Consider the following 22,467-nt stretch of genomic DNA (forward strand, 5'->3'; position numbering starts at 1 on the left):
GGCAATGACGGTCGGGCGAGTGAACGACAACAAAGGGAGCGCTAAGAATGCCTGAGATCACCGTGAATATGGCTGCCGGCCGCACCGAAGAGCAGAAGAAGGGCATGATGCTCGACATCACCCAGGCGCTGGTCAAGAATCTCGGCGTCGACGCCGAAGCCGTCGTGATCCAGATCAATGAGGCGCCGCTCACCCACAAGATGAAGGGCGGCAAGACCTTTGTTGAGCGCGCCGCCGCGGCGAAGAAGTAGTCAAGAAAAGTAGGGTGGGCAAAGGCGCACTTGCGCCGTGCCCACCATCAAGCATTCCGCTCGTAATGGTGGGCACGCGGAGCCTGTCATCGGGCGCGCGTTCGCGCGACCCGTTGGCTTTGCCCACCCTGCAGAGCTTGGCTACTTCGCCAGCTCCCTCGAGCGCTTGGTTGCGGCTCCGATCGCGCGGATCATCAGTGGACGCAGTCCGTCACTAGCCATCAGCACGTCCAGTGCGGCGGCGGTGGTGCCGCCGGGCGAGGTGACGTTCTGACGCAGCGTTGCCGCCGGCAAGTCCGAGCGATGCAACAATTCGCCGGAGCCTGCGACGGTCGCGCGCGCGAGCTTGGTGGCGAGGTCTTCCGGCAATCCGGCCTCGACACCGGCACGCGCGAGCTCTTCGGCTAGCAGGAACACATAGGCCGGGCCGGAGCCGGAGACCGCGGTCACGGCGTCTATCAGGCCCTCGTCCTCGACCCATTCCACCGCGCCGGTCGCGCGTAGCAGCGCATCCGCTATCGCGCGCTGCGCGGCACCGACGTTGTTCGCGGCGACTGCGACCGTGATGCCGCGGCCGATCGAGGCCGGCGTGTTCGGCATCGCCCGCACCGCCGCGCCGCCGCAGACTTCTTCAAGCGAGGCGATGGTGGTTCCGGCCATGATCGAGACGACAAGCGTCGATGGCGCGACCAGCGACTTGAGGGCGACGCCGGCATCCCGGAACAATTGCGGCTTGACCGCGACCACCAGCGTATCGACCTTGCCCGCGTCTTTGGGATTGAGACGGACGCCCTTGGCGGCCAGCGCACTGATCTCGGCCGAAGGCTGCGGGTCGATCACGGCGACGCGCGAGGCATCGAGGCCTCCGGCGAGCCAGCCGGTCAGCATCGCCCCGCCCATCTTGCCTGCGCCGGCCAGCGCGATGGTGCCGGTGATGTCTTGCAAAGCGTTGCTGTTACTCAAGGGAGCCACCATGATCGTCGTCCCGGCGAAGGCCGGGACCCATAACCACAGTCGGTTCTAGTGAGGTGCAGAACGCGCGACAAGCACGAACCGTCATGCCCGGGCTTGACCCGGCAATCCATCAGCCAAAGATCCTTTGCGGATGGATGCCCGGGTCAAGCCCGGGCATGACGAGTGGGGAGCCTAAGCCTCGCCCTCGGTGTCGAACATCGCGGCGTTCATCGCCTCCTGGGCGGTCTTGCCGGCCCACACCACGAACTGCAATGCCGGGTAGTAGCGCTCGCAGGCGTGGATGGCGCCGACCAGCATGCTCTCGCATTGCGCGGTCGATGCGTTCAATCCGCCGGGCAGCACCAGCGCCTGACGATGCATGATCATGCCGGTGTGGGTCCACAGATCGAAATGGCCGATCCACAATTGCTCGTTGATGGCGGCGATCACCCGCTGCGCTTCGGGGCGGCGCGCCGGCGGAATCTTCATGTCGAAGGCGCAGGCCAGATGCAGAGCCTCGATCTCGCTCATCCAGGTGAAGGAGAGCTGATAGTCGGTCCAGTCGCCTTTGGAGACGATCGTGACCTCGTCGCCAGCGCGCTCGAACGCCCAGTTGTTATCGGCCGCAATGTCTTCGACCACCGCAAGCGGATGGTTTTCGGAATCGATTATGCCTTCGAGGAGGGACATGCCGTCTCGACCCTTGTTCTTCTGACTTTCTTGGTACGCATCCGGAAGGCCGGCCTGCACCAGATAACGCGTGGTTGCCGACTGCAGGCCCCCGTGGCCTTCCCGATCGCTCCGAGGCTTGCCAGGATGAAGTGATGTGATTTGCGGAATCCGCGCAACCGGGCCCCGAGTCCGTCCACAGCCAAAGGCGCGCTCGTCCACAGCTCATCTCCGCCACAATTATTAACGCGAGAACAAACCGGAATCGGATTTGCGCGATCGTCGCAATCGTTAACGCGCGCGCCGCGCGTTTCGGCTCAGCGAAGCGGTCGCCAGGTCGTCAAGGCTCGCGTCGGGCACATGGGGAACATGCCGATTCGCCATGCCAAGGCGCTTGCCGCGTCCCTCGGTTTGGCAATAGTTTTGGGATAGGTCGTCCATTCCGGGCGGCCGATGTTCTCAGGGCGGGGTGAAAGTCCCCACCGGCGGTAAGGGCCCGATGGTCCAAGCCCGCGAGCGCCTTTCTCCTCCCAGGAGGAAGGGTCAGCAGATTCGGTGCAATTCCGAAGCCGACGGTCAAAGTCCGGATGAAAGAGAACGGTTGCGGCAGCCTCGCCATCGCGCGTGGCTACAGTCGTTTTCCGTGTGCCCTGATTCTGGTCCTGAAAGAGGAAAGCCATGAATCAGATGTTGCAAGAAGCCGAAGTCCAAACTCCCGAAGCCGAGGAAGTCCAGTCGCCCGCGGATGCCAGGCCGGCAACGCCAGAGCCTCCGCCGGCGCCCACGCATCCGCGGTTCGCCAAGCCGCAGCGGGTTGCATTCGTGCAATCGTCCTGGCACCGCGACGTCGTGGAGGAATGCCGCATCGCCTTCCTCGCCGAGATGGAGGCGCGGCATGTCACGAACATCGACGTGTTCGAGGTGCCGGGCTCGTTCGAGATCCCGCTGCATGCGCAAATCCTGGCCAAGACGCGCCGCTACACGGCGATCGTTGCCGCGGGCCTTGTCGTCGACGGTGGCATCTATCGCCACGAGTTCGTCGCCGACACCGTGATCAAGGCGCTGATGGACGTGCAGTTGCGCACTGAGGTGCCGGTGTTCTCGGCGGTGCTGACGCCGCAGCAGTTCCACGAGACGGAGGTGCATTTCGATTTCTTCCGCAAGCATTTCGCCATCAAGGGCGTCGAGGTCGCGGAAGCCTGCGCCAATACCCTGCACAGCCTCGAGCGTCTGCGCGGCCAGGTCGCCGCGGGGATCGTGGGGTAGAGAGAAAACGCGGGCCGCTTCGCGCGGCCCGTTATCTTGCAGTGATGCACCAATCACGTCGTCCCGGCGAAGGCCGGGACCCATAACCACAGGCGTTTGTCGTGTGCTCCGCCGCAACCGCTTGCGCATGCCACAACACACGCCTGTGGTTATGGGTCCCGGGTCAAGCCCGGGACGACAGTGTCAGTCGAACAGGCTCGACACCGACTCTTCGGCGGCGGTGCGGGCGATGGCCTCGGAGATCAGGCCGGCGATCGAGAGGGTGCGGATGTTGGCGGAGTTTCTCACGGCCTCGGTCGGCAGGATCGAGTCGGTGATAACGAGCTCTTTCAGCTTGGACGAGGCGATGCGGGCCGCAGCGCCGCCGGACAAGACGCCGTGGGTGATATAGGCGAACACTTCCTTGGCGCCGTTGGCGATCAGGGCATCGGCCGCATTCACCAGCGTGCCGCCGGAATCCACGATGTCGTCGACGAGGATGCAGGTGTAGCCGGCGACATCGCCGATCACGTTCATCACTTCGGATTCGCCCGGTCGCTCACGGCGCTTGTCGATGATGGCTAGTGGCGTGTTGATGCGCTTGGCGAGACCGCGCGCGCGGACCACGCCGCCGACATCCGGCGACACCACCATCACGTTGCTCAGCGCGAAGCGTTCGCGGATGTCGCGCACCATCACCGGCGAGGCGAAGAGATTGTCGGTCGGGATATCGAAGAAGCCCTGGATCTGCATGGCATGCAGGTCGAGTGTCATGACGCGGTCGGCGCCGGCATGGGTGATCAGGTTGGCGACCAGCTTCGCCGAGATCGGGGTGCGCGAGCCCGATTTGCGATCCTGCCGCGCATAGCCGAAATAGGGCACGACCGCCGTGATGCGGCGGGCGGAAGCCCGGCGCAGCGCGTCGGTGATGATCAGAAGTTCCATCAGGTGGTCGTTGGCCGGAAACGACGTCGACTGCAGGATGAAGACGTCGGAGCCGCGGACGTTTTCCTGGATCTCGACGAAGATCTCCATATCGGCGAAGCGCCGGACCACCGCTTTGGTCAAGGATATCCCGAGCCCTTCGGCGATCTCTTGCGCCAGCACGGGATTGGAATTGCCAGCTACCAGCTTGATCGCGCCGTTCTTGGCCGACATGGACGGTTCTCCCCGAGGTTTGCTCGATACCATGTCCAACATCTCAAGTACCTACAGAACCGGCGGGTTTCGATGCGCGACGAGATATCAGGCGAGGCAGGCAGCGGCAACCCGTCACACCCGTTATCCCGGCGAAAAAATGACAGGTTTTTGACTATCCCGAACGTTTAGTTAGCGCTGTAGCCGAGCGCGACGACGCCGGATTCTTCCGGTTCAGGCGCGCTCGCGACCGCGGGGCCCTGCCGGCTGGGCGTGGAGGCCGGCGCAGGCGCACCAGTCGGGCCGCCATTGATCATGTTGCCGAGGCCGCTCAGGCCCGCTTGCGCGATCTTGCGCAGGACCAGGTCGTCGGCGGCCGCCCAGGCGTCACGGCCGGTCTTGCCGGCTGGTTCTTCGCCGGAGAGGCGCAGGGCGCGCTGCTGGTTGGCGTCATAGACGTCCCAGACCCAGGCGATGACGGTCTTGCCGCGCACGACCTGCGCCGAGAGATAGCCGCGCACGCGGTAGGCGGCCGCGCCCTCGCGCGAGACGATTGCGATGTCGCGGAGTTTGGCTTCGCTGTCGAGCACACCCACCATGCGGTCGAACACCTGCGGCGGCGGGCCGTCGATCGATTCGAATGCGATTGTCGGTCCACTGGCGCTGTTTCCGGCCATGGCATAGGCGTTGCTCGCCGCGCCACCATTGGCGCAGCCGCCGAGCGCACAGGCTGCCATCAGCAACGTTGCGGCCACCGCGGCGCGCGCAATTCGGGAAAGGGTGACGATGGTGTCGCTCATCATCACCCCGATATCGTTAAAATACGTTAAGGTCTAGGGCAGTGAGGCCACGGCGCCGGTTCGATAGATTCCGGGCGGCGATCGAAATTTTCTTTGAAGTTTAAGCACTTCCCCTGGAAGCGGTTATTTCTCCAGGGCGATGCCGTGAACGTGCCGGCCATAATCGCCCTCTTTCCGATGCACCGAGCGTCGGTAACTATAAAAGCGTTCGTCGGAATAGGTATCGATCCCGATGTCGTCGATCATCAGGATACCGGCGTTCTCCAGCCGCATCCGGATGTAGCCGCCGAGGTCGAACATCGCGTGCCCTTCGCGTTCACCGGGCAGGAAGAACAGTGCGTTGTCCGCATCGGCCTCCAGAAAACGCGCCACGAATTCAGGCCCCACTTCATAGGAGTGCTGGCGGATCAAAGGCCCGATCGCGGTGACGATGCCGCTGCGGTCGGCGCCGAGCTTCTCCATCGCCTCGACGGTCGATTCCAGCACGCCGGTCAGCGCGCCTTTCCAGCCGGCATGCGCCGCGCCGATCACGCGCGCATTGGGATCGACAAACAGGATCGGGCCGCAATCGGCCGCGGTGACGCCGATCGCAAGGTTCTCCGTGCGGGTGACAATGGCGTCGGCTTTCGGCCGCGCATCGCTCGCCCACGGTGTGGTGGCGACCACGACGTCGGGGGAATGCACCTGATAGAGCGTCAGCAGGCGGTCGGGCCCGACCCCCAAGCGCTCCGCCATGCGCCGGCGGTTTTCCGTGACATTATCGGCAGCGTCATTGGAGCCGATGCCGCCATTGAGGCCGGCATAGATGCCCTCGGACACGCCGCCTTCGCGCGAGAAAAAGGCGTGGCGCAGGCCGGGAATGGCTGAGAGCAGCGGGGAGGCCAGGGTCATGAACGTTCCGCGTCGTTTGGGTGATCGCTCAGGCCCGCGATCGAGGTGAGCTCCGGGTGGGAGATCGCCATTGCCTTGAACATCGACCCCATGCCGCCGCGGCCGCTGTCGGTCAATCGTTTCAGTGCGCCGGCGATCTCGGCGCCGATCTCGGGCGTGGCCTTTGCCATCAATCCCGCGGCGCGCGCCTCGATGCCGAGGCGCTTCAGGAATTCACCTTGCGTCACCGGGCCGTGGACGCGTGCGCCGACGTCTTCGGCGGCGCGTGCCAGCGCCTGGAAGTCGACATGGGCAGTGACGTCGGCCTGGCCCGGATTCTTCAGCGGATCGGAAAAGCTGTGGCGGGCGATGGCCTGGAAGGTGTCGCCGGCGTCGCTGCGCATGTGGCCATAATCGATGATCAGCGCCGCGCCGTCCTGGTCGCGCACGCGGCGGGCGAGCTTCATGATCTCGGTATCGGGCCGCCATTCGAACACGGCACCTAAGGGAGCCGCGCGCACCAGCGGCGGCAGCAGCACGTCGAAGCGCGGCATCGGCTCCGGCGCGGTGCCGAATGCGAGCTTGCCATTGCTGTCGAGCTCGATCACGCGTTCGTGCCAGCCGTTCTCGTGCCGCACCACCTGGTGGATCGGCAGCACGTCGAAATATTCGTTGGTGAGGATCACCGCCGGACCCTCGGGCACGTCGTCGATGCTCTCGTGCCAGGTGATGTCGCGGACATTGCCCAAGGTTGCGCGCTGCCTCTCGCGCAGCACCGGATTGATCTCGACCAGATGGACGCTGAGCGACTGATAGAGCGGCGGCAGCACCCGCAGCGCCCGCAACGCGTCCGCCATCATGGTGCCGCGGCCGGGGCCGATCTCGATGAGCCGCAGCGAGTCAGGCGAGCCGATCGCGCGCCAGATCGACGCTGACCACAGGCCCAGCAGCTCGCCGAACATCTGGCTGACTTCGGGCGCGGTGGTGAAATCGCCCTCACGGCCCAGCGGATCGCGCGACACGTAATAGCCGTGCTGGGGATGCATCAGGCATAGTTCCATGTAGCGCCAGACCGGCATCGGGCCGGATGATTTGATCAGTTTCTTGATCTCGGACAGCAGCGGCGAAACTTCGGTCACATCCAGCCTTAAATCGAATTCGGCACCGGCTGTGGCGCCCTGCGGCGCCAAGCCATCACAACCATGATACTGCCGACAATAACCATCGGCACCGACAACAGCATTCCCATGGTTGGACCGCCCCACAGGAATCCGAGCTGCGGGTCGGGCTCGCGGAAGTGTTCGCCGATGATGCGGGCGATGCCGTAGATCAAAATGAAGCTGCCGAGCACGAGGCCGGGCCGCTTCAACGCACCCATCCGGATCATCACCGCCAGGATCGTGAACAGGAGGATGCCCTCGAGCCCGGCTTCATAAAGCTGGCTCGGATGCCGCGGCAGCGGTCCGCCGTTGGGAAACACCATCGCCCAGGGCAGGCTCGGATCGGCGGGCCGGCCCCACAATTCGCTGTTGATGAAATTGGCGAGCCGGCCGAGGAACAAGCCAATCGGCGCGACCGCGGTGGTTAAGTCGCCGAGCGATAGGATCGGGATGCGATTCCGGCGCGCAAACCACATCACTGCGACGACGCAGCCGAGAAAGCCGCCATGGAACGACATGCCGCCCTTCCAAAGCTCGAAGATCTCAGCGGGATGCTGGATGAAGAACGGCAGGTTGTAGAACAGCACATAGCCGGTGCGGCCGCCGACGATGATGCCGAGCGTGACCCAGAGGATGAAGTCGTCCATCTGGGTCAGCGTGATCGGCGCGGGGCCGCCCCACAATTTTTTGTTCTTGATCATCTGCCGCGCGTAGATCCAGCCGATCACGATGCCGCAGATGTAGGCGAGTGCGTACCAGCGGATCGCGATCGGTCCGATCGAGATGGCGATCGGATTGAACACGGGGAAATCGATCAAGAGGAAGGGCATCGCGCCTCGGGCTATGCGGAAAGATTGCGGCGATAGAGCGCCAGCAGACGCTCCCAGTGCCGCTCGGCGGCGTCGCGGTGATAGACCGGGCGCTTCGGGAAGGCGAAGCCGTGATGGGTGGCGGGATAGATCTCGACCTCGTTGTTCGATCCCTTCATGCCGGCCTGCACTTTTTCGATGATCTCCATCGGCGCGTAGATGTCGGTCTCGGCACAGGCGAAATAGAGCTCGGCCTTGGTCTTCTCGGCTGCCAGATGCGGGCTGTCGGGCTGGTCGGTCGCCAGATGCGTGCCGTAGACCGAGGCGGCGGCTTTCACGCGATCGGGGAAATGCGTCGCTGCGTTGATCGCGTAGCGCCCGCTCATGCAATAGCCGACGGTGCCGACGAGGCGCTTATTCGCGGCGGCCTCGCCCTCGGCATAGGCGAGCAGGGCCTTGGTGTCTTCCATCACCATGGGGATGTTGATCGAGTGCATCAATTCGAACATGCGTTTGCGCTCGGGCGATTCCGGGTCGGGATTGATCGGCCCGAGCTCCATGACGCCGGCGCGGTAATAGAGGTTCGGCAGCATCACATAGTAACCGGACGTCCCGAGCCGGCGCGCCATGTCGCGCAGCTCCTCGCGGATCGCCGGCGCATCCATGTAGAAGATGATCACCGGAAACGGTCCGCCGCGCTCGGGATGGGTGATGAAAGTGGTGATCTTGCCGTCTTTGGTCGGAATATCGATCTGCTGGTCAATCATGGGCGCTTCTTCGGTTCGCGATTCTCTACTCCTGCGCGCTGAATACGATTGCAAGGAAAACGGAGCATGACAAGGCGAGCGGCATCATGGGTCATTTGCGGCCTTGAACCCCGCGCCTTTGATTGCCATTGTCTTGGTCGCCCAAGGGAGTGCGGAGAGCTAGATGACCCAGACCACGAACCGTTTTTTTGACGAGATCGGCCGCCTCATGAACGACGCCGCCGGCGCCGCCCAGGGCGTCAAGCGCGAAGTCGACTCGGTCATGCGCAACCAGGCCGAACGCGTCCTGCGCGACCTCGATGTCGTCCGGCGCGAGGAATTCGAGGCGGTGAAGGACATGGCCCGCCTGGCGCGCGAGGAAAACGAGGCGCTGAAGGCGCGGATCGCAGCGCTGGAGGCCAAGCTCGGGATCGCGCCGAGCACGTGAAGGCGGACGGGTAGGGCCGTTTCCCACGCACTCTACCGTCATGCCCGGGCTTGCCCGTCTTCGCTATCGCTTCGCCGGACTGACATTAGAGTGCCCGGCGAAGCCTCGGCGGAGTCGGGTCCCGGGCATCAACGTTCTTTCTTCCTGTCGACCGAAGGGCCGTGGATGGTCGGGACAAGCCCGGCCATGACGAGCTAGGAGGCGTATCGCTTCCCAGATCGCCGGCCATTTTCCTTGTCATTTCGGCCCTTTGGGGCTAAAAGCCCGCCACGTCCGCAGCCCCCGCACCCCTGGAGGCTTGCTGCGGGACGCGAAACGGGGCCGCGATGCGGCCTTTAACTTTTTGCAAAACAAGGACTTAGACTGATGGCGACCGTCAAGGAATTGAAGGCGACCGCACGTCCGAAGAGCGGCAAGGGGGCCGCCCGGGCTGAGCGTCGCGCCGGGAAAGTTCCCGGAGTGATCTATGGTGACAACAAGCCCCCGCTGACCATCTCGGTCGACGACCGCGAGCTGCGCCAGCGCATCCTCGCAGGCCGCTTCCTGACGACGCTGTTCGACATCGATCTCGACGGCAAGAAGCACCGCGTGATTCCGCGCGACTATCACCTCGACCCGGTGAAGGACTTCCCGCTCCATGTCGACTTCATGCGGCTCGGTGAAGGTGCGACCATCCGCGTCAGCGTTCCGCTGCATGTCATCAACGCGGAAACGGCGCCCGGCGTGAAGCGCGGTGGAACCGTCAACATCGTCACCCACACGATCGACCTCGAATGCTCGGTCGAAAACATTCCGCAGTACATCGATGCCGATGTCGGCGCGCTGGAAATCAGCTATTCGCTGCATCTGTCCGACATCAAGCTGCCGAAGGGCGTGAAGGCGCTGTCGCGCGAGGACGCCACGCTGGTGACCATCGTGCCGCCGTCCGGCTACGCCGAAGAGCAGAAGGCGGCGGCAGGTGCGGCCCCGGCGGCAGGCGCTGCGGCTCCGGCTGCAGGTGCGGCTGCTCCGGCGGCGGGTGCTGCGGCTCCAGCGGCGGGTGCCAAGGCACCGGCCGGTGGCGACAAGAAGAAGTGATAGCGCGCCAGCGCGGGATGCCGCGTCATGCGACTCTTTGTTGGTCTCGGTAATCCCGGCGCGAAATACGCTGATAACCGGCACAACATCGGCTTCATGGCCGTCGAAGAGATTGCGCGGCGTCATGGTTTCGCACCATGGCGCCGCCGCTTTCAGGGCGAGACATCCGAAGGCCTGCTCGGCCACGAGAAGGTGGTGCTGCTGAAGCCGACCACCTACATGAACGAGTCCGGGCGCGCGGTGCAGGAAGCGCAGAATTTCTTCAAGCTTCCGGCGGGCGACATCACTGTGTTCCAGGACGAGCTCGAGCTGCCGGCGGCGAAGGTGCGCGTCAAGGTCGGCGGCGGCATCGCCGGGCACAACGGCTTGCGCTCGATCTCCGCGCATATCGGCAACGACTATCGCCGGGTCCGGCTCGGGATCGGTCATCCCGGGATCAAGGAACTCGTGCACAGTCACGTGCTGTCGGATTTCGCCAAGAGTGACTGGCCGTGGGTCGATGCGCTCTGCGAGGCGGTCGCCGACAATGCCGGCCTGCTGGCGGCGGGACAGGACTCGTCGTTCCAGAACAAGGTGCATCTGACGATGCAGGCAAAGGGGTTTTTCGCGAAGGACGAGAACGGAGAGAAGCCCGCCTGAGGTTTCTCCTGTCATGGCCGGGCTCGTCCCGGCCATCCACGTCTTGAGGCTGCAAGAAAGGCCGTGGATGCCCGGGACAAGCCCGGGCATGACGAATACGGACACAGAGGACGAAATGGGATTCAAATGCGGGATCGTCGGGCTGCCCAATGTCGGCAAGTCGACGCTGTTCAATGCGCTGACGGAGACGGCCGCTGCACAGGCGGCCAACTATCCGTTCTGCACCATCGAGCCGAATGTCGGCGAGGTCGCCGTCCCCGATCCGCGGCTCGACAAGCTCGCGGCCGTGGCAAAGTCGGCGCAGATCATTCCGACCCGGCTGACCTTTGTCGACATCGCCGGTCTCGTCCGCGGCGCTTCCAAGGGGGAAGGGCTCGGCAACCAGTTCCTCGCCAACATCCGTGAGGTCGATGCGATCGCGCATGTGGTGCGCTGCTTCGAGGATTCCGACATCACGCATGTCGAAGGCAAGATCGCACCGCTGGCCGATATCGAGACCATCGAAACCGAATTGATGCTCGCCGATCTCGACAGCCTCGAGAAGCGCGTCGATAATCTCACTAAGAAGGCCAAGGGCAACGACAAGGACGCCAAGGAACAGCTCGACCTCGTCAACCGTACGCTGGTGCTGCTCCGTGAGGGCAGGCCCGCGCGTGCGCTCGAGCGCAAGGTGGAAGAGGAGCGCGCCTTCCGCATGCTCGGGCTTCTGAGTTCCAAGCCGGTGCTCTATGTCTGCAATGTCGAGGAGAGCTCGGCCAAGGATGGCAACAGCTTCTCAAAGCAGGTGTTCGCGCACGCGAAGCAGGAGGGCGCGGTCGCCGTCGTGATCTCCGCCAAGATCGAATCCGAGATCGCGACGCTGTCACGCGAGGAGCGCACGGAATTCCTGGACACGCTCGGGCTCGAGGAAGCCGGCCTGGACCGCCTGATCCGCGCCGGCTACGAGTTGCTCCATCTCATCACCTATTTCACGGTGGGTCCGAAGGAAGCGCGCGCCTGGACCATCGACCGCGGCACTAAGGCGCCGCAGGCGGCCGGCGTGATCCATACCGATTTCGAGAAGGGCTTTATCCGCGCCGAGACCATCGCCTATGACGACTACGTCGCGCTCGGCGGCGAAGCCGGCGCCCGCGACGCCGGCAAGCTGCGCCTGGAAGGCAAGGACTACGTCGTCGCCGACGGCGACGTGATGCATTTCAGGTTCAATACCTGATCACCGCATTCCGCCCTGGCCCTGATCGCGGATCGCGCCAAGATGCTCGTTGATGCGGAACACGATCAGGATGAATTCGGCGACGATGCGCGAGAGCACGATGCCGACCACGATGCTGGTGAGCGAGGCGAGCAGTAGGATGAAGCCGCCGAACGGGCTGATCGCCATTGCGGCCAGGCTCCAGAGGATTCCGTAAATGCCGAACAGCACGATCACGCCGATGACCAGCCAGTAGAACGTCTTGATGATCGTGGGGGTGATGAAGCGGTCCCACTGAAACAGGTCTTGAAAATCGAACATCGGTGGATTCTCCCGGCCAATCGATCTTGAGTCGCGCGCAAGCAGGGCTAGCTCCGAACCTCAGTCCGGGCAAGTCGGGGAGCGGTACGCAAGGACGATGCTCCCCCGCTATGGTGGTCCCCCTTGAAAGCAAGCCATGCGGGCGGGCGGGTTGAGATTGCCGTAAATAACGGCCACAATCAGGCCCGTCTCTCCTGAAATCCCCAACATGACCACGCTCACTTTCGAAGACTTCAACATCGGCCATTTCGGCACCTTCGGGCCGCGCCACGTCACGCGCGAGGAGATACTGGCCTTTGCCGCCGAGTTCGATCCACAGCCGATGCATCTCGACGAAGAGGCGGCGAAACGATCGATGCTCAAGGGCCTGTCCGGCTCGGGCTGGCATCTCGGCTCGCTCACGATGCGGATGCTGGCCGATGGCTTCATCTGCCGCACGGCCTCGTTCGGCTCACCCGGCGTCAACGAGATGCGCTGGCTGTCGCCATTGCGCCCGGGCGACGATTTGACGCTGGATGTCGAGGTGGTGGAAGCGCGGGTCTCGCAGAGCCGACCTTCGACCGGCATCGTGACGTTCAAGTGCACGGTGCGCAATGCGGCCGGCGTGATGTTGTGCGAGATGGAGTCGCCGATCATCATCGGTCGGCGCGCGGAAGCGGTGACGGGGTAGCATCGATGCGCTTCTTCGAGGACATTGAGATCGGCGCGCGGCGTGAGCTCGGCTCGTTCACCTTCACCGCCGAGGACATCAAGCGCTTCGCGGCGCAGTTCGATCCGCAGCGCTTTCACCTCGACGAGGAGGAAGGGCGAAAGTCGCTGTTCGGCGGACTGGCAGCGTCGGGCTGGCACGTCGCCTCCGTCTGCATGAAGCTCCTGGTCGCCGACGGCAAGCGGCTGGCGCAGGAGATGGCCGCGCGCGGGGACGAGGTCGCGGTATGGGGACCTTCGCCCGGCTTTCGCGAACTGCGCTGGATCAAGCCGGTCCTGGCCGGGGACACCATCAGCTACGCCAATGTGGTCGAGACCAAGCGCGCCTCCGAGAAGCGTCCCGAATGGGGCATCCTGCAGGGCCGCAACACCGGCACCAACCAGCGCGGCGAGCTCGTGTTCTCGTTCCTCGCCACCGCCTTCGTTCCGCGCCGCAAGGCGGGCTGAAACACAGCCGGCGTGGTTACGGGAACCTTGCCGCGCTCTTTAACCGTATTCGACGAATTCCGGATACGATCTATTTGCTAACCCATTTTGAACTTTCTGCCGGCCATATCAGACGCAAGGGTAAGCACCGTGGGGACGACTATGGCAGATCGTGTCGGACTGAAAGTTCTGGGCGCAATTTTCGCGACCATCACGGTTGCGGTGATGCTGACCACCGGCATGGTGGTGAAGGGCTACGCCGACGGCGCGTTCACGCTCGAGGGCAGCGCGATCGTCCGACGCTGATCTTCAGCTTCTGCTAACCATCAGCGGCCATCGCGCGGCGTCAGCGGCTCCAGATCAACACCATCACCACGGTCGCCGCGATCAATAGTCCGACGAAGCGGAGCATGATGGTGCCGACACTGTGCGGCGATTGCCGCAGCGGGATGGGATCGGTGTTGTCGGGCCGAACGCTTTGCATCAGTGCTGTTTTCCCCAAGAAACGGCGTGCCAAAGCGGCATCCGTCACGGCGTGACCCGCATCGAAACGATCACGCGCAAGTCAAGAAATCTCACGCTTCAGGTTTGAGCATGATCGTTTCCCCATCATGCTCTGGCGCGCGTTGCGCTTTTATCTTTCAAATCATTTTAGTCAAATAGAAACCGCCGCATCCTCCGCATGGGTGATGCGGCGGTCATGAACTCCCAAGCAATCGCCGAGACTAGCTGTTGCGCAGCCCGTCGGCAGCGCGTTTCCACTGCGTGACGTTGTCGGCGATCATGCGGGTCGACTTCATCGCGGCCTGGCTGAGCTGGGCATAGCCCGAGATCTCGCGCTGGACGCGTTGGCCTTCGGCATGCAGGAGGTCGCGCAGGCTTTCGAGCTCGGAGATCAACTTCTCGATCTCCGCGAGCGACGTGCCGGCGACGCGCTGGATCAGCGAGTTGACATTGTTCACGGTGGCCTCGGTGTTGGGCTCGAGTGGTTCCGTGTTCACCTGCGGCTGCGGCGACCGGCGCAGATAGGCGATATCGTTGCGCACGAATTCGCGGATGCCGGCCTCGACGTCCGAGACGGCGGCGAGGTTGTTGTCGACTTCCGTCCCTTCTACTTCTGTTTCAACTTGCTCGGAACGATTGGTGGCGTTCATCGGCTATTCCTCTGTTACGCAATGACGCGAGCGCGGAAGTCCCCCCGCCGCACGACGACGTGAAGGGCAACCATAGGCGCCCGATTTTGACCGCATCTAGGCCAAGTTGCGGCAATGGTTCGATCATTCCTTAAGGGATTGCGACCGCCGCCGGCCTCACCAGCTCCGCTTGAACCCGGCCGTTAGGCTCTTGTTAACCGGGCCCTGGGCGCTTTCGCCGATCGAGCCGGAGATGGTGACGCCGTCGAACAGCTTCTGCTCCGCGCCGATCCGGTGCAGCCATTTGTCGTCGCCGGTCGCGAGCGTCTGGCCGGCGATGAAGCTGGTTCCACTGCTGTTGATGCTCAGCCTGGCCGATTGATCGGCCTCATAGCTCCGCGAGGGATGGCTGACGATGCCGGGTACCGGCACCACGCCCTGCTGGATCAGGTTGTAGCCGTTCTGCAGCGTCAGCGAATACTGGTCGGCGAGCGGCACCGATTTGCTGATTGAGGTCCCGAACCGGGTCTGGTCGCTGCCGGGATCGACTCGGGCCTCGACCGAGGTCTTGTCCCAGATCGAGGCAACGCCCGGCGCGGTGATCGCGGCCCAGGCGGTGCCGGAGGATTGCGGCAGGCTGCCGCCATTGGCGAGCCGTTCCGACAGCAACTCGGAATTGGTCAGCGTGCCCTGGCGCGCGACCGTCATGTCGGCGCCGATCCGCGTGTCCCAGAATGGCGAGATCGATTGCTTGACCGAGACCGCGGACGTGCCGTTCGCGTTGTTGTTCGACGACCATGCGGCATCACTGCCATCCGCCTTCTTCGGCGCGGTGGCCTTCTTCGGCGTCAACACGGTGTCGGAAGGCGAGGCGTCGGCGCCGAGCAGGCTCCAGTCGAGCTTGTCCACGTCGACGTCCTTCATCACGCCGGCGTTATTTGCCTCGGGCTCGGACGCAGCCTCCTCGGCGGCCGGCGTCTCATCGTGGATACCGCTCCAAGGGGAAATTTGCGGCGACGTCTGCGCCATCGCCGGCAGCACCATCGCGATGCCAAGGCCCGCGGCCAGCATCGGCAACCACGCCCAGCCAGATCGTTGTTTGGAAGTCATTCCCGCAGCCCGCATTCCAGGCAGAGTAGTACGTATAGCGTAGCGCAAATTTATGACGACGACGTTGTTGTCGGCGCGACAGCATGTAGCACGGATCGGATCGTCGTGGCCGGGCACAAGAGCGTGAAGGTGTCAGCTGATGTCCCGGCCATCCACGCCTTCCCGGGGCTGGCGAAGGAAGGCATTTGGATACCCGAGAGCGCCCGGGTACGACGAAACTGGAGTGATGATGCTTGTTCTGGCGCGTTTTCTTCACGCGAACCGGTGTCCACTTCGCTCGAAAACGCTTTGCTATTGCGCCGCTGCGATCCGCGGCAGGTGGATCGGATAGCCGACGGTCTGCTCGACCAGGTCGAAGCTGTCGACCAGCACGCGCAAGCGGGTCAGCAGGCCGCCACGGAACTGCGCGAAATGCGCGATTCGCACCGCGATCGGCTTGTTCGAATCCTGCGCAGTCAGCGAATAGCGCATCATCGATGCCGCGGAATCGACTCCAAGCATGATGGACTCGCGCTCGAAGCGGCGGACGCGGAAGTTCTCGCCGATCTGCCTGATCACCTCGAGCGCGGCGGGCTTGCCGTGGCGCGCACCGAAGAAAGAAAATAGATCGATCGGTCCATAGATCGCCCATTCGACGTCCTCGTCGAGCAGGGCGGCAATATCCGCGAATTGGCGTTCGTTGATCGCGCGGTGAAACGCGCGCGAAAAACGCCAGAGACTATGCTCTGTCATTCATCGTCTTCCCGAATCTGGATTGCAAATCAGCAACGGCAAAAGGGCGTCCGCACCGACGCCGCGCCAGATTGCTGCACCTCAAATTTCACCGTCTCAAATAGAGCGACCGTGCCAGAACGCAATTGTTATTTTTGCATTGCACAAATGCAGACTTTTTTGCGGGATTTTGCCTGAAACCGCCGTCCGCGGCGCGTCAGCGGTCGCGACGGGCGACATGCTCGTGCTCGATTGCGACCTCGGCGTCGCGGATCGCGAGCACGGCGAACAGCAGCGCGCCGCCAATGCCGCCGATCACAGCGCCCAGCGGCATGAAGGTGAAGAACACCAGCGCGCCGCCATCGCCTTCAAAATTCGAGGTTCTGAAGATTCCGATCCAGGCAAGCCCGGCACTGATGCCGAGCGCGGCGCCGCTGAGCGCCCCGAATGCCAGACCCAACAGCGCCAGCAACGTGATTTTCATGATGTCTTGTCAGCCCCGTTGTCCGCAGCATGCCGAGTAGTTGGTCACGCAAGCGCCGGCGAGGTTCAACCTGACGGGGAATTGATGGAGAACGTTGTTCCGTCGTTTGTCACTCGCCCGCTCGCCGAGTTGCTCGGCGCTCTCACGTCTCACTCCGCTGTCGTCCTGTCGAAAGACGGGACCCATAACCACAGGGAGGTGTTGTGGCGGGAGCAAGCGGTTGCGGCGGAGCACACGACAACGGCCTGTGGTTATGGGTCCTGGCCTTCGCCAGGACGACGGGGGAGAGGCTCTGATTCAATTGTCAAACAGCTCTCCGCTGTCATCGGCCGGCTTGACCGGACGATCCAGTATTCCAGAGGCGGTCGTACTTGAGCCGAGACGCCGCGGGGTACTGGATGCCCGCCTGCGCGGGCATGACGGTGGAGTGTGAGGAGAGGATGTGAGTCCGCGTTCTCGCGGCATGGATTGCCCGAGCTTTGCTTCACTTTCCACCCTCCTCGAATCAGAGGGCGCAGGGAAAGCCGGGTGCTGGTTGCACCCATGGGTCCCGTGCAACAAAAAGCACGGGGGTAGGACCACAGGTTCAACCGAAGCATTCCGGCTTTCCCTGCGCAGTGGTTTTAACGGTTTCCTTCGCGCTCTCCCCGGTGACCGGGCTTTCTTGCCACCGTCGCCTCTCACGCGAAAAAAGTCCGCGCAAAAAACTTAGCGCCAGCGTCGGGGCGCCAGGACCACACGACTTCGCCGTCCGCGAGTGCCACGCTCGTCAGTCGTGACACCCTCGTCCACCGCATCTCACCGCAACGTTCGTGACGATCGCGAGCCGCCCCTCTCTCGGGTGAGACGCGCGGAGTTAAATCACTGATTTGCCCGACGGCGAAAGCGGAATGTTTTTTCCACGAGGGCTGGACAGACTTTAGGTGATTTGCCCGTCGAGTTACTTTGTCGCGCCTACTCGATGCAGATTGCCCTTGCGTGCGCAGCGAAGCAGTTCACAGCGCGCGCCAGCGGATGCATGGATTCCGGATAGCCGCTAATGCGGCTTTCGGAATGATGAGCACTATGCTAACCACCGGCCGCGGCAACAGGCCGCGACTTCAAACCAATGGAGGGCGTCATGCGCAAAGATCGCGATCTCGAAAACCTCCCCAGCTTTCAGCGTCACGCGTAAGCGGCGGAATTCATTCCCCTCGGAAACCCATGTCAAACGCGGGCAGCGCGTCATCCACAGCGACGTCGAGCTGGTCGAAAAGCTTGGCCGCAACGATCTCTGCCCTTGCGGCTCCGGACGCAGATTTCAAAGCCTGCTGCATGAAGTCCGGTGCGTATGACGGCGCAAACCGAAGCTATTACTTTCAGAGAGTAGCCGCCGATTGGCGGTGATCTCTCTCGTCGTTCCGGACAGCCGCTTGCGCGGCTTCCGGAATGATGGATCACGTGGATTCGACCGAAGCCAGGAATTCCTCAGCTTTCGCCCGCGTTGGAAACCGACCGAGTTCGCGATAGTCGGGATCGTGTTCCGCCGTATCCGGAGAGCGAAGCACAACGAATTCGTTGCCTTCCTGCTCGACCAATTCGGTCAGGTCCTCGCTTTTAAGAGGCGACATATCTCGCGCGCCGCAGTGTGGACACTCGTTGTCGCATGTGCACGACCATTCGTCGCTCCATCTTCTGCTGCAACGGTCGCATCGGTAGAAGTTAAGGAACCAGGCCATGGAGAACCTTCACGACGTCAGGCGGTAGTTGCCGCGGGAGACGAATTCGATAAATCCACGATCACGCAGGTATTGAAGCTGTTGGCGTATCTTCGGTCTGACGTTCTGGTTTCCGGGATAGAGGTCGCCGAGATGTCGGTCAAAAGCGTAGACCTCATCGAGCGTGAATTCACGTTTGCCGAGGGACTCGACACATTTCATAACATCAAGCAGCCAGCCCCGCGCTTCCAGCGATTCGTTTCTCAGGAATAGCGTCTTCTGCCATTCCTGAAGGACCAGTTCTTTATCGCGGATGACGCCATTCTGCACGATATGGATTTTGCCGGACTCTGGGACGCGCCCAAGCAAGATGTTCGATCCGATCCAGCCAGCGCGCCGCGCGGTAGCCGCCAACGGCTTTCGCTCCTCGATGATGTCGCGGACAAAGAAATGCTTTGGCACGATGAGGAGATTGACGACCGCGAGCGACTTCAAGTCGTAGTTCATCAGCAGGAGGTTAGGGTTGTTGCTTGCTGCCAGACGCTCGCATTTCGTCTTGTAGGCGCCATCCGCCACTTTCTCCCCGAACTTGCCTTTCTGGCTCTTGAGCTCGAATTCCTCGTTGCACGATTGGCAAAGGAAATCGGCAAGTGGGCTGTTGTTTGGAAATTGCGACATCTTCGCGCTGCCGCAGTGGGGGCAATATGCCCATGCGCTGACCCAGGCTTCGGTCCATTTGCGGGCGTTTTGTGAGCCGCTACTATACGCGGATTGGGATTCTTCGAAGCCAAGTTTCGTCAGCCCAGCGTACTCAAACCCGCACGAATTGCCAGCGCCCTGAGTGCAGCCACCGCGCCATACGTATCTCCTCGATCCGCGGCGGCGTCACCGCGAAATCGCCGTACCACACCCAGTGCGGCGGGTGCGGAAATGGGCACGGCTCACCGCTTCTTCCATCCACCCCGTCGCCCCGGCAGCCCGCCGCTCGACCGTGGCGACGGTCCGAACTCCGGCCCTGACTGCCGCGAGTCCGTCGGTTGGATGATCCGGCTGGTACTGCCGAACGGCTTTGCTGGCTTCGCACCAGGATTCGGGCGGAAGGGCAGGGACTCCGGGCCGTGCATTTCGTCGAGATGGGGCTTGTGGACTTTTGATCCGGAGCTGCCGCCGGCCTTGATGGCCGACGACACGCTTTTCTTCTTCATTGCGCTGACCGGCAAATTGGCGGCGTCGCCGTATTTCCTGGTGCCGGCGTAGGCGCCGGCCTTGCCTTGCACGGTGCGCTGCTTGACGGTGGGATCGTCGACGACGGCCATTTCGGTGGCGCGCAGGCGCTTGACCTCGTCGCGCAGGCGCGCGGCTTCCTCGAAGTTCAGGTCGGCGGCGGCTTCGCGCATCCTTGTCTCGAGATCGGCGAGCACCGCCTCGAAATTGTGGCCAATCGAGATCACGTCCTCGGTGACGCTGCCGTCGCGGATATCGACCAGCACATGGTCGCGCTCGTAGACGGAGTTGAGGATGTCGCCGATCGACTTCTTCACGCTCGCCGGCGTAATGCCGTTGGCGGCGTTGTATTCCATCTGCTTTTCGCGGCGGCGGTTGGTCTCCGCAATCGCGCGCTCCATCGAGCCGGTCATGCTGTCGGCATAGAGGATCACCTTGCCGTCGACGTTGCGCGCGGCGCGGCCGATGGTCTGGATCAGCGAGGTCTCGCTGCGCAGGAAGCCTTCCTTGTCGGCATCGAGGATCGCGACCAGCGCGCATTCGGGAATGTCGAGACCCTCGCGGAGCAGGTTGATGCCGACAAGCGCGTCGAACGCGCCGAGGCGGAGGTCGCGGATGATCTCGATGCGCTCGATGGTGTCGATGTCCGAATGCATGTAGCGCACGCGTATGCCCTGCTCATGCAGATATTCGGTGAGGTCCTCCGCCATGCGCTTGGTCAGCACGGTGATCAGCGAGCGATAGCCCGCCGCTGCCGTTGCGCGAACCTCGCCGACGAGGTCGTCGACTTGCGTGCGTGCGGGACGGATGTCGACTGGCGGATCGATCAGGCCCGTGGGGCGGATCACCTGCTCGACGAACACGCCACCGCTCTCGTTGAGCTCCCAGCCGCTGGGCGTGGCCGACACCGCGACCGTCTGCGGCCGCATCATGTCCCACTCCTCGAACCGCAGCGGACGGTTGTCCATGCAGGAGGGCAGGCGGAAGCCGTATTCGGCGAGCGTTGCCTTGCGGCGGAAGTCGCCGCGGAACATGGCGCCGATCTGCGGGATCGAGACGTGGCTCTCGTCGGCGAACACCAGCGCGTTGTCGGGCACATATTCGAACAGCGTCGGCGGCGGCTCGCCGGGACGGCGTCCGGTGAGATAGCGCGAATAGTTCTCGATGCCGGCGCAGCTCCCGGTCGCTTCCATCATCTCGAGATCGAAGGTGGTGCGCTGCTCAAGCCGCTGCGCTTCCAGCAGCCTCCCCTGGTCGTTGAGCTGGTCGAGCCGCTGCTTCAGCTCCATCTTGATCGACTTGATCGCCTGCACCAGCGTCGGGCGCGGCGTCACATAGTGCGAGTTGGCGTAGATCTTGATGAATTCGAGCTCGTCCTGCTTGTGGCCGGTGAGCGGATCGAACTCCTCGATATTCTCGACGACATCGCCGAACAGGTTCACGCGCCAGGCGCGGTCCTCATAGTGCGCCGGGAAGATGTCGATGACGTCGCCGCGGACGCGGAAGGTGCCGCGGGTGAAATCGGCCGAGGTGCGCTTGTACTGCAGCGCGACGAGGTCGGCGATCAATTGGCGCTGGTCGATGCGCTCGCCCTTCTTCAGCGCGAACGTCATCGCGGTATAGGTTTCGACCGAGCCGATACCGTAGATGCAGGAGACCGAGGCGACGATGATGACGTCGTCGCGCTCGAGCAGAGCGCGCGTCGCGGCGTGACGCATGCGGTCGATCTGCTCGTTGATCGAGGAATCCTTCTCGATATAGGTGTCGGTCCGCGGCACATAGGCCTCGGGCTGGTAGTAGTCGTAGTAGGAGACGAAGTATTCGACCGCGTTGTCCGGGAAGAAGTTCTTGAACTCGCCATAGAGCTGCGCGGCAAGCGTCTTGTTCGGCGCCAGGATCAGGGCAGGGCGCTGCGTCGCCTCGATCACCTTGGCCATGGTGTAAGTCTTGCCCGAGCCGGTGACGCCGAGCAGCACCTGGGTACGGTCGTTGCGGCCGATGCCTTCGACCAGTTCCGCGATGGCGGTCGGCTGGTCGCCCTTCGGCTGATAGTCGGACTTAATCTCGAAGCGGACGCCGCCCTCGGACTTTTCCGGGCGCGGCGGACGGTGCGGGGTCCACACCCGCATCGAGCCGTCGTCTTTCCGGAACTCGGGACGGCCGTCGCGGATCAGGTTCTCGAGCGCCTCGGCGGTCGCCTTGACCCCGAGCGCCTCCATCTTGTTGCGCGGCGGGCGGGCCAGCGCCTCCTCATCGTCCTCAGCGGTGGGCAGGCCGAGCTGTCGCGCCAGCTCCGGATCGAGCGTGGGCACCGTCGCCGCGGTGCCGTAGTTGGCCTGGGGCGCCTCGTCGAAGCCGCCGCCTCCATGCTGGTCCGCCGGAGCGAGGCGATCGCTCGGAAATTCCTTCGGCGTCGAGGCGCGCGCGCGGTGCGCTGCGGCCTCGCCGCCGGCGCGGCGGTCGCGTGAATTGTCCGGCGGCGGCTGCAGGCCCGTGGACGAGCCGATGCCGCTTTCGCCGCGGTTGATGGCGGGGTTCAAGAGTTCGGCGAGCGCCGGCGCGATCGGGAGAACGTCGGGCCGATGCGCTTTTGACTTGGGGGATTTGCCGGGCTTTTTGGGGGTATCAGGTTTCTTCGCCATAGGGCGAATATGGG

Annotated in this window: 27 protein-coding genes and 1 riboswitch; of the genes, 10 read left to right on the forward strand and 17 right to left on the reverse strand. The window is 63.4% G+C overall.

Annotation, left to right across the window (positions count from 1 at the left end):
• The first annotated feature begins 47 nt into the window (after positions 1 to 47).
• Positions 48 to 251: a tautomerase family protein gene (locus tag ACZXDY_RS11560; RefSeq protein WP_028163903.1), complete on the forward strand. Its 204-nt coding sequence runs from the start codon at positions 48 to 50 to the stop codon at positions 249 to 251.
• A gap of 141 nt (positions 252 to 392) precedes the next feature.
• On the opposite strand, the gene proC is transcribed toward ACZXDY_RS11560, so the two are convergent.
• A complete protein-coding gene (proC, locus tag ACZXDY_RS11565) occupies positions 393 to 1,214 on the reverse strand; it encodes a pyrroline-5-carboxylate reductase (RefSeq protein WP_464345569.1) in 822 nt (273 codons plus the stop codon).
• Between the two features lie 183 nt (positions 1,215 to 1,397).
• The gene (locus ACZXDY_RS11570; protein ID WP_464345570.1) at positions 1,398 to 1,895 is read right to left on the reverse strand and encodes a type III secretion system chaperone family protein; all 498 of its coding nucleotides are present in this window, start codon (positions 1,893 to 1,895) and stop codon (positions 1,398 to 1,400) included.
• Between the two features lie 430 nt (positions 1,896 to 2,325).
• Positions 2,326 to 2,477: riboswitch (FMN riboswitch) on the forward strand.
• A gap of 75 nt (positions 2,478 to 2,552) precedes the next feature.
• Between ACZXDY_RS11570 and ACZXDY_RS11575 the strand changes: the two genes are divergently transcribed.
• A complete protein-coding gene (locus tag ACZXDY_RS11575; protein WP_464345571.1) occupies positions 2,553 to 3,140 on the forward strand; it encodes a 6,7-dimethyl-8-ribityllumazine synthase in 588 nt (195 codons plus the stop codon).
• Between the two features lie 183 nt (positions 3,141 to 3,323).
• On the opposite strand, the gene ACZXDY_RS11580 is transcribed toward ACZXDY_RS11575, so the two are convergent.
• The 6 genes from ACZXDY_RS11580 to ACZXDY_RS11605 form a co-directional block, all read right to left on the reverse strand.
• Positions 3,324 to 4,277, reverse strand: coding sequence for a ribose-phosphate pyrophosphokinase (locus ACZXDY_RS11580; protein WP_464345572.1), 954 nt, complete (start codon positions 4,275 to 4,277; stop codon positions 3,324 to 3,326).
• A gap of 167 nt (positions 4,278 to 4,444) precedes the next feature.
• Positions 4,445 to 5,056, reverse strand: a complete 612-nt coding sequence (locus ACZXDY_RS11585; protein ID WP_464345625.1) for a hypothetical protein — start codon at positions 5,054 to 5,056, stop codon at positions 4,445 to 4,447.
• Between the two features lie 123 nt (positions 5,057 to 5,179).
• A complete protein-coding gene (pgeF, locus tag ACZXDY_RS11590) occupies positions 5,180 to 5,947 on the reverse strand; it encodes a peptidoglycan editing factor PgeF (protein ID WP_464345573.1) in 768 nt (255 codons plus the stop codon).
• Positions 5,944 to 7,065 carry a class I SAM-dependent methyltransferase gene (locus ACZXDY_RS11595; RefSeq protein WP_464345574.1) on the reverse strand — a complete coding sequence of 374 codons (1,122 nt, stop codon included), beginning with the start codon at positions 7,063 to 7,065 and terminating at the stop codon, positions 5,944 to 5,946. Before ACZXDY_RS11595 ends, pgeF begins: the two co-directional genes overlap by 4 nt.
• 8 nt (positions 7,066 to 7,073) lie before the next feature.
• Positions 7,074 to 7,916 (reverse strand): prolipoprotein diacylglyceryl transferase, encoded by an 843-nt coding sequence (lgt, locus tag ACZXDY_RS11600; protein WP_464345575.1) that lies wholly within the window; start codon positions 7,914 to 7,916, stop codon positions 7,074 to 7,076.
• Positions 7,917 to 7,927: 11 nt separating this feature from the next.
• Positions 7,928 to 8,662, reverse strand: coding sequence for a dienelactone hydrolase family protein (locus ACZXDY_RS11605; RefSeq protein WP_464345576.1), 735 nt, complete (start codon positions 8,660 to 8,662; stop codon positions 7,928 to 7,930).
• A gap of 163 nt (positions 8,663 to 8,825) precedes the next feature.
• Here ACZXDY_RS11605 and ACZXDY_RS11610 point away from each other — a divergent pair, with 163 nt between their 5' ends.
• The 4 genes from ACZXDY_RS11610 (at position 8,826) to ychF (ending at position 12,018) form a co-directional block, all read left to right on the forward strand.
• On the forward strand, positions 8,826 to 9,089 hold the full coding sequence (locus ACZXDY_RS11610) for an accessory factor UbiK family protein (RefSeq protein WP_028163893.1): 264 nt from the start codon (positions 8,826 to 8,828) through the stop codon (positions 9,087 to 9,089).
• Between the two features lie 366 nt (positions 9,090 to 9,455).
• Positions 9,456 to 10,166 carry a 50S ribosomal protein L25/general stress protein Ctc gene (locus ACZXDY_RS11615; protein WP_028163892.1) on the forward strand — a complete coding sequence of 237 codons (711 nt, stop codon included), beginning with the start codon at positions 9,456 to 9,458 and terminating at the stop codon, positions 10,164 to 10,166.
• 27 nt (positions 10,167 to 10,193) lie between these two features.
• Entirely contained in the window at positions 10,194 to 10,805 is a 612-nt protein-coding gene (gene pth, locus ACZXDY_RS11620; protein WP_464345577.1) for an aminoacyl-tRNA hydrolase, read from the forward strand.
• A gap of 115 nt (positions 10,806 to 10,920) precedes the next feature.
• Positions 10,921 to 12,018: a redox-regulated ATPase YchF gene (ychF, locus tag ACZXDY_RS11625; RefSeq protein WP_130231215.1), complete on the forward strand. Its 1,098-nt coding sequence runs from the start codon at positions 10,921 to 10,923 to the stop codon at positions 12,016 to 12,018.
• On the opposite strand, the gene ACZXDY_RS11630 is transcribed toward ychF, so the two are convergent.
• Positions 12,019 to 12,318 (reverse strand): DUF4282 domain-containing protein, encoded by a 300-nt coding sequence (locus tag ACZXDY_RS11630; RefSeq protein WP_028163889.1) that lies wholly within the window; start codon positions 12,316 to 12,318, stop codon positions 12,019 to 12,021.
• 208 nt (positions 12,319 to 12,526) lie between these two features.
• Between ACZXDY_RS11630 and ACZXDY_RS11635 the strand changes: the two genes are divergently transcribed.
• The 3 genes from ACZXDY_RS11635 (at position 12,527) to ACZXDY_RS11645 (ending at position 13,758) form a co-directional block, all read left to right on the forward strand.
• Entirely contained in the window at positions 12,527 to 12,988 is a 462-nt protein-coding gene (locus ACZXDY_RS11635; RefSeq protein WP_464345578.1) for a MaoC family dehydratase, read from the forward strand.
• A 5-nt stretch (positions 12,989 to 12,993) separates the two neighbouring features.
• The gene (locus ACZXDY_RS11640; RefSeq protein WP_464345579.1) at positions 12,994 to 13,473 is read left to right on the forward strand and encodes a MaoC family dehydratase; all 480 of its coding nucleotides are present in this window, start codon (positions 12,994 to 12,996) and stop codon (positions 13,471 to 13,473) included.
• A gap of 141 nt (positions 13,474 to 13,614) precedes the next feature.
• Complete coding sequence (locus tag ACZXDY_RS11645; protein ID WP_028163886.1) at positions 13,615 to 13,758, forward strand: hypothetical protein; 144 nt, start codon at positions 13,615 to 13,617, stop codon at positions 13,756 to 13,758.
• A gap of 40 nt (positions 13,759 to 13,798) precedes the next feature.
• On the opposite strand, the gene ACZXDY_RS11650 is transcribed toward ACZXDY_RS11645, so the two are convergent.
• The 5 genes from ACZXDY_RS11650 to ACZXDY_RS11670 form a co-directional block, all read right to left on the reverse strand.
• On the reverse strand, positions 13,799 to 13,936 hold the full coding sequence (locus tag ACZXDY_RS11650; RefSeq protein WP_165435628.1) for a hypothetical protein: 138 nt from the start codon (positions 13,934 to 13,936) through the stop codon (positions 13,799 to 13,801).
• A 241-nt stretch (positions 13,937 to 14,177) separates the two neighbouring features.
• Positions 14,178 to 14,606, reverse strand: coding sequence for a hypothetical protein (locus tag ACZXDY_RS11655; protein WP_028163885.1), 429 nt, complete (start codon positions 14,604 to 14,606; stop codon positions 14,178 to 14,180).
• Between the two features lie 156 nt (positions 14,607 to 14,762).
• Positions 14,763 to 15,695 carry a hypothetical protein gene (locus ACZXDY_RS11660; RefSeq protein WP_464345580.1) on the reverse strand — a complete coding sequence of 311 codons (933 nt, stop codon included), beginning with the start codon at positions 15,693 to 15,695 and terminating at the stop codon, positions 14,763 to 14,765.
• A 291-nt stretch (positions 15,696 to 15,986) separates the two neighbouring features.
• Positions 15,987 to 16,427, reverse strand: a complete 441-nt coding sequence (locus ACZXDY_RS11665) for a nuclear transport factor 2 family protein (RefSeq protein ID WP_028163883.1) — start codon at positions 16,425 to 16,427, stop codon at positions 15,987 to 15,989.
• A 196-nt stretch (positions 16,428 to 16,623) separates the two neighbouring features.
• On the reverse strand, positions 16,624 to 16,890 hold the full coding sequence (locus ACZXDY_RS11670; RefSeq protein ID WP_464345581.1) for a hypothetical protein: 267 nt from the start codon (positions 16,888 to 16,890) through the stop codon (positions 16,624 to 16,626).
• Between the two features lie 1,244 nt (positions 16,891 to 18,134).
• On the opposite strand from ACZXDY_RS11670, the gene ACZXDY_RS11675 reads away from it, so the two are divergent.
• Complete coding sequence (locus tag ACZXDY_RS11675) at positions 18,135 to 18,224, forward strand: SEC-C metal-binding domain-containing protein (RefSeq protein WP_464345626.1); 90 nt, start codon at positions 18,135 to 18,137, stop codon at positions 18,222 to 18,224.
• 102 nt (positions 18,225 to 18,326) lie between these two features.
• Here ACZXDY_RS11675 and ACZXDY_RS11680 read toward each other — a convergent pair whose 3' ends face one another.
• From ACZXDY_RS11680 to uvrB, 3 genes are all read right to left on the reverse strand, one after another.
• On the reverse strand, positions 18,327 to 18,500 hold the full coding sequence (locus tag ACZXDY_RS11680; RefSeq protein WP_456643916.1) for a hypothetical protein: 174 nt from the start codon (positions 18,498 to 18,500) through the stop codon (positions 18,327 to 18,329).
• A 117-nt stretch (positions 18,501 to 18,617) separates the two neighbouring features.
• On the reverse strand, positions 18,618 to 19,388 hold the full coding sequence (locus ACZXDY_RS11685; RefSeq protein WP_464345627.1) for a DpnI domain-containing protein: 771 nt from the start codon (positions 19,386 to 19,388) through the stop codon (positions 18,618 to 18,620).
• Between the two features lie 140 nt (positions 19,389 to 19,528).
• The gene (uvrB, locus tag ACZXDY_RS11690) at positions 19,529 to 22,453 is read right to left on the reverse strand and encodes an excinuclease ABC subunit UvrB (RefSeq protein WP_464345582.1); all 2,925 of its coding nucleotides are present in this window, start codon (positions 22,451 to 22,453) and stop codon (positions 19,529 to 19,531) included.
• Positions 22,454 to 22,467 lie beyond the last annotated feature (14 nt).

Source organism: Bradyrhizobium sp. LeoB3 (assembly GCF_055456055.1).